The sequence below is a fragment of the Bacillus sp. S3 genome (assembly GCF_005154805.1).
Lineage (GTDB): Bacteria > Bacillota > Bacilli > Bacillales > Cytobacillaceae > Neobacillus.
In genome coordinates this window covers 5,046,711-5,061,165 of the sequence record NZ_CP039727.1, presented here as the reverse complement: position 1 = coordinate 5,061,165, position 14,455 = coordinate 5,046,711, and the positions used below count along the sequence as shown (strand labels likewise).

General features: G+C 38.1%; 13 protein-coding genes and 1 pseudogene. 12 read left to right on the top strand and 2 right to left on the bottom strand.

Translation table 11 applies throughout. The features are described from left to right. The first annotated feature begins 92 nt into the window (after positions 1-92). The 7 genes from FAY30_RS24200 to FAY30_RS24170 all read left to right on the top strand — a co-directional run bounded on the left by FAY30_RS24200 (position 93) and on the right by FAY30_RS24170 (position 7,556). Positions 93-1,523, top strand: coding sequence for a four-carbon acid sugar kinase family protein (locus FAY30_RS24200; RefSeq protein ID WP_149872239.1), 1,431 nt, complete (start codon positions 93-95; stop codon positions 1,521-1,523). Between the two features lie 122 nt (positions 1,524-1,645). Next, complete coding sequence (locus FAY30_RS24195; protein WP_149872238.1) at positions 1,646-2,674, top strand: LacI family DNA-binding transcriptional regulator; 1,029 nt, start codon at positions 1,646-1,648, stop codon at positions 2,672-2,674. Positions 2,675-2,701: 27 nt separating this feature from the next. Further along, a complete protein-coding gene (locus FAY30_RS24190; RefSeq protein ID WP_149872237.1) occupies positions 2,702-3,481 on the top strand; it encodes an alpha/beta fold hydrolase in 780 nt (259 codons plus the stop codon). A 77-nt stretch (positions 3,482-3,558) separates the two neighbouring features. Continuing rightward, positions 3,559-4,353: an HpcH/HpaI aldolase family protein gene (locus FAY30_RS24185; protein ID WP_149872236.1), complete on the top strand. Its 795-nt coding sequence runs from the start codon at positions 3,559-3,561 to the stop codon at positions 4,351-4,353. A gap of 211 nt (positions 4,354-4,564) precedes the next feature. Next, a complete protein-coding gene (locus FAY30_RS24180) occupies positions 4,565-5,599 on the top strand; it encodes a TRAP transporter substrate-binding protein (protein WP_149872235.1) in 1,035 nt (344 codons plus the stop codon). 93 nt (positions 5,600-5,692) lie between these two features. Then, positions 5,693-6,292, top strand: a complete 600-nt coding sequence (locus tag FAY30_RS24175) for a TRAP transporter small permease (protein WP_149872234.1) — start codon at positions 5,693-5,695, stop codon at positions 6,290-6,292. Next, positions 6,267-7,556, top strand: coding sequence for a TRAP transporter large permease (locus tag FAY30_RS24170; RefSeq protein ID WP_149872233.1), 1,290 nt, complete (start codon positions 6,267-6,269; stop codon positions 7,554-7,556). The genes FAY30_RS24175 and FAY30_RS24170 overlap by 26 nt, the downstream gene beginning before the upstream one ends. 190 nt (positions 7,557-7,746) lie before the next feature. Here FAY30_RS24170 and FAY30_RS24165 read toward each other — a convergent pair whose 3' ends face one another. Together FAY30_RS24165 and FAY30_RS24160 are read right to left on the bottom strand one after the other, a co-directional pair. Next, positions 7,747-8,127 (bottom strand): hypothetical protein, encoded by a 381-nt coding sequence (locus FAY30_RS24165; RefSeq protein ID WP_149872232.1) that lies wholly within the window; start codon positions 8,125-8,127, stop codon positions 7,747-7,749. 267 nt (positions 8,128-8,394) lie between these two features. Further along, positions 8,395-8,502: a YjcZ family sporulation protein gene (locus FAY30_RS24160; protein WP_149872231.1), complete on the bottom strand. Its 108-nt coding sequence runs from the start codon at positions 8,500-8,502 to the stop codon at positions 8,395-8,397. A gap of 428 nt (positions 8,503-8,930) precedes the next feature. On the opposite strand from FAY30_RS24160, the pseudogene FAY30_RS24155 reads away from it, so the two are divergent. The 5 genes and pseudogenes from FAY30_RS24155 to FAY30_RS24135 all read left to right on the top strand — a co-directional run bounded on the left by FAY30_RS24155 (position 8,931) and on the right by FAY30_RS24135 (position 14,263). Beyond that, positions 8,931-10,279 (top strand): annotated as a pseudogene (locus tag FAY30_RS24155) (IS3 family transposase). Positions 10,280-10,865: 586 nt separating this feature from the next. Further along, complete coding sequence (locus FAY30_RS24150; RefSeq protein ID WP_190284758.1) at positions 10,866-11,153, top strand: hypothetical protein; 288 nt, start codon at positions 10,866-10,868, stop codon at positions 11,151-11,153. A 771-nt stretch (positions 11,154-11,924) separates the two neighbouring features. Next, positions 11,925-12,647 carry a GntR family transcriptional regulator gene (locus FAY30_RS24145; RefSeq protein WP_149872229.1) on the top strand — a complete coding sequence of 241 codons (723 nt, stop codon included), beginning with the start codon at positions 11,925-11,927 and terminating at the stop codon, positions 12,645-12,647. Positions 12,648-12,808: 161 nt separating this feature from the next. Then, positions 12,809-13,669 (top strand): energy-coupling factor transporter transmembrane component T family protein, encoded by an 861-nt coding sequence (locus tag FAY30_RS24140; protein WP_149872228.1) that lies wholly within the window; start codon positions 12,809-12,811, stop codon positions 13,667-13,669. Positions 13,670-13,690: 21 nt separating this feature from the next. Then, complete coding sequence (locus FAY30_RS24135; protein ID WP_149872227.1) at positions 13,691-14,263, top strand: ECF transporter S component; 573 nt, start codon at positions 13,691-13,693, stop codon at positions 14,261-14,263. The last annotated feature ends 192 nt before the right edge of the window (positions 14,264-14,455 follow it).

Here is a 14,455-nt window from a genome sequence, read left to right as displayed (position 1 = left end):
TCGTTTAAACCTGCAGCATGAAGGAAACCACTCCGTGAGAGTCGGCTAGAATGAAAAATTAAACATCATTATGATTATAAAGGAGGGTAGAAATGATAAGGCATTCAGAACTTTCCTATAAAAGATTACTAGAATCATTGCCTTCCCCCTTGAGACATGAAAATATTCGTCAACAGATTAAGGAAGTTAATACGCAGCAAAAGCGGAAAATGATCGTTTTGGATGATGATCCCACAGGTTCCCAAACCGTTCATAACCTTTTTGTGTTAACAAGTTGGGATAAGGAAATTCTCCGAAAAGCTTTCAATGATTCTCACTTTATGTTTTACATTTTAACGAATACACGGAGCTTTAATCCGGAAGAAACAGAAGCAATTCTGAGGGAAATCATTCGTAATGTAACTGCTGTTGCAAAGGAGTTAGACTGTTCATTTTCAATCATTAATAGAGGCGATTCTACACTTAGAGGACATTATCCGTTGGAGATTGATGTCATCACTGATGAAATTCACCGATTAAGTGGTGAGGAATTTGATGGACAGGTAATTATTCCAGCATTTTTTGAAGGAAAACGATATACGTATCGAGATGTTCATTATATTGAGGAAAAAGACCAGCTGATTCCAGTCAGCCAAACGGAATTCTCCAAGGATAAATCTTTTGGTTTTACCGAAAGTAACCTCTGTAAGTGGATTGCAGAAAAAACAAATGGACGCATTCCAGAAACGAGCTGTCTATCTATATCGGTAGAACAGATTAGAAAGGGACCTGAAAAGGTACTTGATTTATTGTTACAAACTACTGGTAATCAGCCAATTATTGTGAATGCCCTTTGTTATGAAGATCTTGATACAGCAGCAATGGCCCTAATTAAAGCGGAACAACAGGGAAAAAAGTTTATCTATCGGACAGCTGCTTCCTTCGTCAAGTCGTATGGCGGTGTTGATGATCAGCCTTATTTAACTAAAGAAGAGATGGTAATTGGCAGAGATCATAATCGGGGCGGATTGGTGATTGTTGGCTCTCATGTAAAAAAAACGACGAATCAACTACAGCAATTATTAGCAGACTCTTCTTTAAATGCAGTTGAAATCAATGTAAATCATTTGCTTGAAAATGATAAACGAGACGAGGAGATTAATCGAATTAATCGAATGGTTCATTCCGCGGTTGAATCAGGAACTACTACTGTTGTTTACACCAGCAGGGAGTTAATTTATACCACGAATCGATTCGATAATTTGGCCATTAGCCAAAGAATTTCTAAGGCTCTTACGGATGTGATCCAATCATTAACCACTGCGCCTAAATTTATTATTGCAAAAGGGGGCATTACATCGAGTGATATTGCTACCCTTGGTTTAGAAATTAAAATGGCAAAGGTCATCGGCCAGGCAGCTCCGGGCATCCCTGTATGGCTCACTGGAGAGGAAGCAAAGTTTTCTGGTGTTCCCTATATCATTTTTCCAGGAAATGTGGGGGAAGATTCTACCTTACTGGAAATTGTATTGAAACTTACTTAAATGACGAAAAAAAGCTTCCTTCTCATTAACTTATGTTTTAATATACCAATAAATTGTTTACTCATGTTAGAATAGATTGTAAACCTTTACATGGTTTCGTTTAATGGAAGGAAGGGTTCATATTGGCTACTATTCATGATGTTGCAAAACTTGCAAACGTTTCTATAGCAACAGTTTCGAGAGTTACATCCAATGAGGAAGTTGTTAACGAAAAAACAAAAAAACGAGTGCTAAAAGCGATGGAAGAACTAGGGTACCTCCCCAATAGTGCTGCCCGTACGCTGCGAATGGCACAAAGTAATATTATCGTTGTCTTAATGATTAATATTAAAAACTCATTCTTTTCTGAGTTTATTAGAGGTATTGAAGAGGTGGCTCGTGAGGCGGGATACTATCTATTAATTGGCAGTACGGATGGAGATACGGAAAAAGAAAAAGAATATATCAATCTTATTCGCGAAAGCCGTGCCGATGGGGTCATTTTAACAACTGCTAACGCACAAGCAGATACTGCTATTGATAAAATCAGTCAAAATAGTCCGATGGTATTAACATTTGATTATATCCCCAATCCAGATATTCCATCGATTTCAATTGACAATGAGAGTGCCAGCAGAAAAATAACCAATCATCTTGTTGAATTGGGGCATCATCGGATTGCCCATATAACAGGTGATATGAAGCGGCTGCAAAGCCAGACTCGTTTAGCCGGCTATAAACAAGCGTTTTATCAACATAATCTTTTGATCGATGAATCGTTAATCCAAGAAGGGGGTTATCTTCTTGAAGACGGCTATTCGGCGGCTCAAAAACTGCTTGCCTTTGAAAACCGGCCGACTGCCATTTATGGCGGAAATGATAATGTCGCAATTGGTGCACTGAAAGCTGTTCAAGATGCGGGATTACGGGTTCCCGAAGATATTGCCATTGTCGGGTTTGATGATATTGATATGGCACGTTATACCAATCCAGGCTTAACGACCATTCACCAGCCCAGATATGAAATTGGGAAAAGGGCAATGGATTTACTTTTAAAGAAAATAAAAAAAGAAAAGATTGACCGCCCGCATATCATTCTTGAAGACCAGCTCATGATACGACAATCTTGTGGTCACGCTTTACAAACAGATTCACTAGGAAAAAACACTTAGACATTAAATAGGAAAGGGGTTGGAGGCTTGAGCAAAACACCGCTCATTTTATTGCCTGGAACGCTTTGCAACCAAAGATTATGGCGGCATCAAATAGAGCATTTATCTGATCTCGCTGATATAACCGTAGGGGACCTCACAACATTCCCTTCGGTAGAAGCGATGGCAAGTTCGATTTTAGAACATGCTCCTGAGCGTTTTGCCCTTGCTGGTTTATCATTAGGCGGTATTGTTTCCCTAGAAATCATGAGGCAGGCACCAGAACGTGTGATTAAACTTGCCTTACTCGATACCACAGCTCATCCCCCAAAGCCGGAGCAAATTCCTGCCTGGAATCAGCTACTGAGAACGGCAAAAGAAGTCGGGGTATCACAAGTGACCGAGGATTATTTATTGCCTAATCTAATCTACCAGCACCATCCAGAGAAAGAACTACTGACTCAAACGATTCTTACGATGGCTGAAGAGGTCGGGCTCATGGGCTATATCAATCAGCTGAAGGCGGTAATGACAAAGCCCGATGGCTTTGAAGTACTCCCGGCCATTACGTGTCATACCCTGTTGCTTGTGGGCAGGGAAGATCTTCTCTGTACGGTAAAAATGCATCAGGAAATGAAAGAGCGGATCCCGAATGCCCAGCTAGTTATTCTTGAAAATTGCGGTCATTTGAGCAGTTTAGAAAATCCTGAAGCCGTTACTAGGGCAATGAGAATCTGGCTTAGTCATGAAAATAGATCAGAAGGAAACTGCTCCGCCCAAAAAAACAGGTGTAAAGCCTGTTGTCAAACCCTTTGTCAAAGTCAATAAAATAGTGTTCCTCAACACGTATAGGAAAAGTATACCAATATATATCTGATTTTTCAAATAATATGGGTGGTGCATATATGCTTAAACAAAATGAAGTTTTCCATAATCAAACAAAAACCCTTTTAAAAGAAAATAAAAAAACAGCTGGTGCATGGCTTCAGTTAGCCAGTCCTATCACTGCAGAAATCATCGCCAAGGCGGGATATGACTGGGCGCTAATTGATATGGAGCATGGACCTGGGGATATTATGACGCTTCTTACCCAGTGTCAGGCTTTAAATGCTTATGATGTTGTTCCATTAGTAAGAACACCATCGAATGACCATGTGGTTATTAAACGCATTTTAGACGCAGGTGCCTATGGGATCTTAGTTCCCCATGTTAATTCGGCTGAAGAGGCAAGAAAAGCAGTTGCTGCTGCAAAATATCCTCCAATGGGAATCAGAGGGATTGCTCCGAGCCCACGGGCAGGGGGATTCAACATGAACGGCAAGAATTATCTTGAGCATGCTAATGAACAAACGCTCGTTTTGGCAGCCGTAGAAACCCCAGAGGCACTCAAAAAGATTCATGAAATTGTTGCTGTAGAAGGGCTTGACGGGATCTTCATTGGTCCGATGGACTTAGCCACATCGATGAATTACTTTGCTAATCCCTCGGCACAAGAGGTGCAGGAAGCGATAAAGACCATTGAAGAAGTGGTTCTGAATAGTAATAAGTTTCTTGGAACTGTTTCCGGAAGTATGGAAGAGGCTTTCGATTTATACGAAAAAGGCTATCAATTTGTCGTAAGCATGTCTGATAGTGGATCACTAGGTAAATTGGCGCTAGAGAATGTAAAAAAGTTTATTGGAAAATATCCTACTCGTTAACTATCGATGTATTTCACTCTTACGTCCCATACTGTACTTGTAAAATTTGAACAAAAAGAAAAATGAATTTAGCCATTTGATAAAGAGGAGAAACTTTTGTAACGACAACGTTTCTTAAGAAATGCCCTAAGTTATTTTATTCTGGTGAGCACTTTGATTAACAATAGTACTCTTTACTGAAATCCATATATATATTATTGGGGGAATCCTTATGATAGGAAAAAAATCAGTCGTTTTGTTAACCATTCTTGCATTAGTTGTTGGAATGTTGGGGGCGTGCTCTCAATCTGCTGGTAAAGCGGGCGGATCAAAAGAAGGCAAGGTAAAAATCCGCATTGCTCATGATAGTAATGTGCAGCACCCGGCACATCAAGCGTTACTAGAATTTGAGAAAGCAGTTGAAGCAAAATCAAATGGAAAAATAGACGTACAGCTATACCCGGCGGCGCAAATGGGGAATGTTTCTGAAATGATGGAACAAACCCGTCGTGGAGACATTGAAATGAGCTTTGGGGCATCTACTCTTTTTTCACAATCCATCCCTGAATTTTCTGTTTTAGATAGCTTTTATTTATTTGATGATGTATCCCATGCTCATAGAGTACTAGACGGCAAGGGTGGACAGGAATTAATGAAGGTATTAGAAACAAAAGGATTAAAAGGTTTAGGTTATATGGAAATAGGATTTAGAAACTTTTCAAATAGTAAAAGGCCGATCACTAAAGTAGAAGATGTTAAAGGACTAAAAATACGAGGCTACAGTCCGCTGCAAATAAAGGCATGGGAGTCGCTCGGCGTTTCTCTTACTAATTTAGCTTGGCCGGAAGTATTTACTTCCCTGCAGCAAAATCTGATTGATGGTCAGGAAAGTGCGACTACTAGTTTTTATGAAGCAAAGTTCTTTGAAGCACAAAAATATTGGTCCTTAACACAGCATATCTATACGGATTATCTATGGTATGCGAACAAAAAGTTCATGGATGGCTTAGCTCCTGAAGATCGCAAAATCATTGAAGGCGAGGCCAAAAAGGCGATTCAGTTAGAAAGAACCTTAATTGAAAAGCAGGAAAAGGATACGCTCGATAAGCTTTCTGAAGCTGGAATTAAAATCAATGAAGTCCCATTGGAAGAGAGAAGGAAAATGGGGGAAATTATGAATACAGCGATAAAGAAAGATATTATTAATCAAGCTGGTCAAGACTTATATGATAAGTTTACGGCGGAAGTAGAAACGCAAAGAAAATAGTAAGCAGTTAAAACCGGTGGTGACATATACATTCCTAATATGTCACCGCCTTCTCCAACTGTTAACTCGAAATAATAGAGGAGTTGAATAGATTTGAAAAGCGCTTTTGCCTGGCTTGATAAAAACTTTGAACCGATTATCATGACCATCTTATTTTATGCGATTACTACACTCATTACCCTGCAAGTGATCCTGCGTTTCTTCTTTCAATCTGGTTTTTCCTGGGCAGAAGAGGTTTCAAGATTTCTTTTTGTCTGGTTAATGTATTTCAGTATTTCCTATTTAACACGCAATCATGGACATATAAAAATTTCTTTTTTGGTAGATTTACTTAATGAAAAAATGAAGAAGGTCATGATGATTATTGTCGATTTAATATTTATCGCTTTTTCAATTGCTATATTTCTATCAGCTATCCGCATCTGTCAATCTGTTATCGAATTTAACGATCGAGCTGTGACAGTAGACGTTTCGATGAATGTGATATATGGCGCAGGACTCATTGGTTTTGCACTCATTATCATTCGTTTAGTCCAAGGAATTGTGTGGAAAGTAAAAAATTTCTCTAAACCGATGGAGTATTTTGAAAATGAAAGAGGCGTTTACTCAGGTGTAAATGAAATTTGCTTGCTACCAAAAAAATCGATTGAGGGGGGAGTGAATAACGATGACGATACCTTTACTATTCGGTAGTTTTCTACTATTGTTGCTTCTCTCCGTTCCGATTGCAATTGCGATTGGGATGGCCTCTGTTATTACGATCTATGCCCTTCAGCCAATTAGTATGGAGGCATTTACTCAGACAATGATTCAGGGACTGAACTCCTTCCCGTTAATGGCTGTCCCATTGTTTGCTTTTGCTGGAGATATCATGGGGAAAGGGGGAATCTCCAAAAGGCTACTTAACTTGGCAGGTGTATTTTTTGGACGTTGGACCGGAAGTCTTGGAGTGATATCGATTGTCGCCTGTCTTTTCTTTGCAGCTATTTCAGGGACGGGTTCCGCCACGGTGGCAGCGATTGGAATGATTATGATTCCTGCTATGTTAGCAAAAGATTACAATAAGCCGTTTGCAGGTGCCCTTGTGGCCACAGCAGGTACCGTGGGAGTGCTGATCCCGCCTAGTATTTGTATGATTATTTATGCCGTTGCCTCCGGTGTATCAGTAACAAGTATGTTCACTGCGGGGATTGGCCCTGGGTTGTTAGTAGGTGTTGCTTTAATCATCTACACCCTTTATTACGCCAAAAAGAATGGGTATAAGGGAGAAAAACGGGTTTATACCCGTAAAGAAGTTGTCACTATTTTTAAGGATGCAATCCCGGCCTTACTCGTCCCTGTTATTGTGTTAGGGGGAATTTATGGAGGTGTGTTTACTCCGACTGAAGCAGCTGCGATTGCCTGTGTGTATGGAATCTTTGTAAGCGTTTTTGTTTATAAAGAAGTGAAGTTCAGTGAACTGCCATATATCGGTTTTCATTCAAGTCTGCTTTGTGCTGCTGTTATCGTCATTATCGGTATATCAACAGGGTTCGGACGAATTCTAACTATTACTCAGGTTCCTACGACCATTGCAGATTTTATCCTAAGTATTACGGATAATAAGATATTAATTTTGATTCTCATTAATGTATTACTTCTCATTGTTGGAACGTTTATGGAAACAAATGCAGCGATTATTATTCTTACACCAATCCTATTGCCCATTGTAACAGCGTTGGGTGTGAATCCAGTCCATTTTGGTCTAATTGTCATCCTTAATCTAGCGATTGGCTTTATTACGCCGCCGTTAGGTGCTAATTTATTTATGGCCAGCCAGGTGAGTGCCATCCGCTTCGATGCGTTGGTAAAGGCAATCATTCCATGGATTTTTGTAATGATTATAGTCTTACTGTTAGTAACGTTTATTCCTGCTATTTCATTGTTTATTCCTAAATTATTAAATGTACCACTTTAAAGACACGCTCTGCTCCGGGTTTAAACATTCTTGAGATTGTCATTTAATCATACTAAGGTATATGTGCAAATAATTATTCTGGATCCAATGCCAGCTAAATAAAAAAGAGAAGTGCGCTAACACTTCGCTTTGCAACCGCCCCCACCCTTCTGCTTTTCCCGGCAGTGGGTGGTTTTCTCGTTTTCTAGAATCATTTGGTTTTAAACTCTTTAATAAACTGGTTAAAGAAAAGGGGGATTTTCTTAAATAATGGTTTATATTGATTAGAAGTTTCGATAAACATATCGATCGTTTCCATAAGCAATTCAAAATCCAAATTATTAGGCAGATTCTCTACTTGATTTTGATTACTTAGAGTACCGTCCTGTTCTGTTCTCCTAGGTCCAAAAAGCCAATGATCGATCCGATTCGATCTGTTATGGGAAAATGATAAGTGTTCTTCATGTTCTTCTGAATTATTTTCGTCTTCTTTGTAAGTTTCTCTATGGTGTCTGTTTCCAAACAGAAATCTTGAAAAATGATCCATTTCACCATTTAGACCTTGTTTTCCTTTATGGTCGTTCTCTTCCACCAATTTCCCCTTCCTCTCATAAGATAAATGATGATGGGTTTTAGAAAGCCTTTTCTAACTATGTATACGTTCAAAAACAAGGAGGGTTTGGACAAAAATCATACTGTTAAATAAAATTAATGGTTTGCCTAAAGCCGGAAAGTAGCGACTGTAATAATCAAACCTTCGATATGCGGCATAGCTTTGACGTAGACTTCATGATCCTGTCATCAGAACCCAATAAACAAAGGGACAGCATAACTAGCCTGTCCCTTTATTCATAGCAAATTAGTAGCCCATAAAAGAAGTCCCTACAATGATAAGGAGAATGAACAATACAACGATTAATACAAAGCTGCTGCCATAACCTCCGCCATATCCATATCCATATCCCATATTTTCCACCACCTTTTTGATCTTTCGAAGGAAAAACCCTCTATACATACATATTTCGGAAGGTAGAAGTTGATTGGACAATCATCATATAGCAGAAAAATAAAGGTCTTTACCAGTGCCTGTCACGACCCGAAGTTTGTCGAAAATTGATAGGTTATTAGATTAACAGAAAGTGATAAAATGAAGCGGCAACTGAATATTGTTAGGGTGGTTGGTTGTTACGCTTCTTTCCGTTTCGGAAAGGGGGTGATAATCATGGAAACATTTCTTGAAATTCTAAGAGAAGTTCTGAAAGGAATTATGCGGGAGTCTGTTGCTTTTTTCTTTCGGAAAAACGTTCTAGAAAACAGGAAAACCACCCTGCGCCGTCGTTGAACTGCCCCCCAATTGTTAGACACACAACTAACAATTGGAGGCGCAGTTTTTATATGTCTAAATTCACCACAGGGGAAAAAATAGAAGCAGTTATTCGTTATCAACAGGGATCGGAGGGGGTAAAATCTATTGCGAAATCCATAGGAGTACATCACACAGTTTTATTAAATTGGATTAAACAATATGAACATCATGGTGTAGATGCTTTTATAAAACCCTATACATCATATACAACAGAGTTTAAACTAGACGTACTGAACTATATAAAAGAGACAGGGACGTCTATAAGAGAAACCGCTGCAATATTTAATATTGCAACACATAGTACCATTCAAAAATGGCAAAAAAGTTTCGAATTACGTGAATTAGACGCCCTAAAACCAACACAAAAGGGGCGTCCACCAATGAAAATAGAAACAAACAAAACTCAACCAGCAGAAGGATCAGAAGAAGCGTTACGAGCCGAAATTGAGCGTTTGCGCATGGAGAATGGCTATTTAAAAAAGTTGAAAGCCTTAATTCAGGAAAAGGAAAGATTACAGAACAAGACAAAGCGCAAGTAATCTATGAATTAAGGCATAAATTTAAAGTAATTAATCTTGTAAAAGTCGCTGGTATTGCGCGCAGCACGTATTATTACTGGATTAAACAAATGAATCGTCCAGACAAGTATAAGGAAATCAAAGAATTGATTAAGGGGATTTTTGAAGAACACCAAGGACGATATGGTTATCGTCGCATTACATTGGAATTACATAATCGTGGCTTAAAAATAAATCATAAAACTGTCCGCCGTCTGATGAATGAGATGGGCTTAAAATGTCTGGTACGCATGAAAAAATATCGATCATACCGTGGTAATGTCGGTAAAATTGCTCCTAATATTTTGGAGCGCGATTTTAAAGCTTCAAAGCCAAATGAGAAATGGGTAACGGACGTAACAGAATTCCACCTGCACGGAGAGAAGCTATATTTGTCACCAATATTAGATTTATTCAACGGAGAAATCATCGCATATAACATAGAAAAACGACCGGTTTATCTGCTCGTTTCGAAAATGTTGGATAAAGCATTTAATCGTTTGAATGAGGGAGACTCCCCCATCCTCCATTCAGACTAGGGTTGGCATTATCAAATGAAGCAGTATCAACACGCATTAAAAGAACAAGGGGTTACCCAAAGTATTTCCCGTAAGGGGAATTGTTTAGATAACTCAGTCATGGAGAATTTCTTTGGCTTATTAAAGTCTGAATTACTCTACTTAAAAGAATTTGAGAGTATGGAGCATTTTAAATTAGAATTAGAGAATTATATTTATTACTATAATCACAAAAGGATTAAGGCAAAATTAAAAGGCATGAGTCCGGTTCAATACCGAAATCATGCCCAATTAGCTGCCTAAATTTCTGTGTCTAACTTTTTGGGTTCAGATCACGTAAGCAAAGGGTGGTTAAGAAAATAAATAACAAAAACAACCATCACCCTGACGGTAGCAGTTGCATGGAGAAGTGTTGACGCACTTCTCTTTTTTATTATATATCCATTATATACAAAAATATTCCATTTTGAAAGGGAAAACAATTATTGGTGTCAGCCCCCTACTCAGCTAAAGTTTAATGTGTTACCGAGGGAATCGAAGGTCGTCTTAATTTCCTAGGCTCTTTTCTAAAGGATTGTTGCTTTCTTGGATTCGCTCATTGAATGGTAAAATTCGCCCATTAAAACAGCAAATTCGCTCATTGAACATTATAATCCGCCCATGGACGGGGTAGGCGGTTAGAATAATAATGGTTGAAGTGTAAATTTCCATCGAAAACGAAACATTTGGGAGTTTGAATTCGAATAATAACAAAATTGTTTACCATAACGGCAGTTTTTAAGGTGATTTTGACCGTGAAGCATACTTAGATTCCCTGGAAGAATTCCACAGTAATTTTCCCTTTGATCCCAACGTTTAATGTCGCATAGCCAATTAGAAGAAAGTCCATTTGGGGCAGATTTCCACATTGTTTTTATCCATTAAACTACTATTGGATACCTTTCTCCAAACTTTTTCGGCGGAACGGGCTCCAATAAAGTTCTATCTGTATTATGATAACTTGTGTGACGAAAGGATGGCAGCTGAGCCTAGGAAAGATGATGAAAAGGTTCTTTATGAGATTGGCGGAGAATTCTATGAGTGGGACTGGCTGAATGGGGAAAATATGAAGAAAGTTCAATCGCCTCAGGGGTTTACAGCGCGGATTGTGCAGGTGTCAGATTCCCATTTAGCTTAGTTGAAAGAAGTAAAGCGTGCGAATTAAATAGTAAGTTTCAAACTGTTCTACCGCCATAATGAGAGACATTCTAAAAATACCGGTGCGTGTCTGGGTACCGGTACTGGATTCAAATATATTCAATAATAGATTTAAGACTGGGGCTTTATTCTTGGCCACTTACTAGTAGGAAAGTAACCATGTTTAACTAGCATTTTATTAAATTGCTTAACTATTTTGTATTTAATAATTAAAGAAATAAATTGTGCTTTTAAATACAGGTTTAATACCACGCGGTAGTCTGATTAAAAAATAGCAATTTTAATGGTTCCTTCTCTCTTCTCATCATTTCGGAAGTGTCCCAGAATTCCAGCAGTCTGTCAATGGAAGCATTTGAGAGGGAACCATGTGGGGATAGTTTGTCGCTTACTTTATTTGATAAACTCCTGTCCTGGAATTTCCATATCATTTTCATCATTTATTACCTTTGGTTTTTTAGGTTTTTATTAAAAAATAGACTTCTATTGTTTTATTTAACAAATAACCCCATTAAGATGGTTATAATTTTATCGTTATTGGGTTAATCACTCCAAGATAGGCAAAGGCTTACAATAGATGCTCCAGAGAATCAACCAACTCCTTACGCGGTACATAAAAATTTTTATATCCCATATTGACAATTTATAATATATAGAATATTCTATACACATAGACATAATGATGTCATCCTAGGATGATGGGTTACCAAATGCGTTAATCATTAGAAAAAAACTGTTTTGGAGAGATTTAAAAATGACAAAAACTCCATTTTATCAAAAAGTAAAAGAGGATTTGATTGAAAAGATTGAAAATAAATTTTACAAGAGGGGGGAATTTATCCCAAGTGAAAGTAAATTAGAAGAGTACTATAAAGTGAGCCGAACAACCATTCGTAGTGCTATCCGTGATCTTGTAGATGCTGGCTATCTGACGGTCGTGAGAGGAAAAGGAACTCGGGTGACCACTTCCCGACTTAGTTCTACAACCCCAAATATCATGAGCTTTACTGATATTCTCAGTCAATTAGGGCTTAAATCTTCGATTTTTGAAATGTCTGTGAAAAGAATTTATCCAACTGAAGAAGTTGCAGCTAAACTAGAAATTCCTACAAGTGAGGAGGTTATTGAGTTTTATCGTGTACGTTCTATAGAAGATGAAGCGATTACGATTCATTGTTCCTATATCCCTATAAAATATGTGGGTAGTTATGATCTCACTATTTGGGAAGAAAAGCAGTCGTTATATCGAGTTTTAAAAGAAGATTATGGAATATTTATACAAACAGCATTGGACAATATTACAGCGGAAATGGCTGATAAACAAATGGCAAATGTGCTAAAAATAAAAAAGGGGCATCCTGTTCTACATATAGAAAGGTTAGCCTACGATCAGAACAATACTATTGTTGAATTTAGTGACGTGTATTATCGTGGGGATCGATATACCCATACAATTATCACCAAAAATAATTCATAATGAGGAAAAAGTGATGAACCATCACTTTTTCTAACCAATAATTTTTTTGTCATAAATAGTCGAAATTTTCCGACTTCTAAAAGTGCCAACACCGATGTATTGTTTTTAATTATAGATAGAGATTCTTAGAATTCATAAGTAGTAAAGGGGTTGAATGGTTTATGGATAATCATGCAGGAGATAGTGCTATAGGATTGAAAACACAGACTACGAACAATTTTTCATTCCTTAAAGGAATGAATCTCTACTCGAAATTTGCTATCTTTATCGGTTTCATCGCTATTGCCATTGTCATTAATAATCCAATTCATTTGCTTCCGGTTTTCTTTCTAGCCCTAATTATGTGTTTGAGTGCCGGAGTCAGTGTGAAGGCGTTGGCAAAAACAGTGAAGGGGGTTTCGGGTATATTTTTGATATTATTTATTTTCTCTTCCTTCATTTATGATGTAACAAACGCACAAAGTGAATTAGCCAAACAAGTATATTTTGTTTTATGGGAAGCCAAGTTTATAAAAATTGGCCTAACAAGCGGTGGTATGTTGACAGGCTCAAACTTCATATTAAAAATGCTAATAATGATCTTTGCTTCAAATCTTTTCTCACAGACAACAACAATTGAAGAAATGCTTTTTGGTTTAAACCGCATGGGTCTTCCCTATCAGTTCGGTCTTATGCTTAGTATAGCATTACGATTTATTCCTACTCTTAAAAAGGAGGTTGAACAAATCCAGCAGGCACAAAAATCCCGTGGTGCTTCTAATAAGAAGAAAGCTAATGGGAAAAAAGGAGCAGTAGTCAAAGGTGTCATTCCGCTTTTTGTCCCAATGATTGTTTCTTCTATGAGACGATCCGATACGATGGCAATGTCTATGACCTCTCGTGGGTACGGTTACACGAATAAACGTACACAGCTGTTAGATATTAAGTTTGGGATTCCACAGCTTATCTTCATTTTATTCATTATTGGAGGATTTGCCCTTTGCTTATATGTAAAGTCAAAATATGGATTTGGTGTTTTATAAAAAAGTGAGGAGGATTTTTACATGGCAAATACAAATTTACAGGAAACACATGTGGTAGTCAAAAATAAAACCTTTTTTACACCAAAACGGATGGCGAGGATGTCCATACTTATGGCATTATCCGCTGTTGGTGCTTTTGTTAAAATACCTACACCTACGGGTGATATAGGGATTGACTCTGCCCCTGGTTATTTCGCAGCTATGGTAAAAAATTGGGACTGGAAAGAGGCTCAAATCATTGGAATCTTTGCTAGATTAATAGCAGCTTGGATTGTTGGATTTCCCCTTGGCATTCCTATTCAGATTTGCTGGGGAGTATTTCTTGGAGGGTGCATGGGGGTTTATGCACGGTTGGCTAGACTGAAATTTGGCTTTATCGCTGCTATTATCGCCGCAACACTCACAAATGGAGTATTATTTGCACTTGTAGTTCTTCCTGTATCGTTCATCCTTGTAGGTGGTAGTACTGTCCCGGCAGCTTTTGGAGTTGGAATTGCAAGTGTTATCGGAACCTGTGTAGCATCTGCAATTGCATGTTCAATTGGAGTTGCAGCACATCAATCTCTTGCAAAAACTAATATGGTAAAAGGATAAGGGGGGATCTATTATGACTCTTGTATGGCTGGCCGTGTTAATTGTGAGCTGTTTTACACCTTCTCTAATCTATTTTGCAGTAACAAAAAAATCAGGGGGGGAGCCTCTAATTCTTAAAGGGAAAGAAAAGTAATGATAGATAAAAAGTGAAGTTCTTTACGACCAAATTCTATCTTTTTGTATAAATGGAGA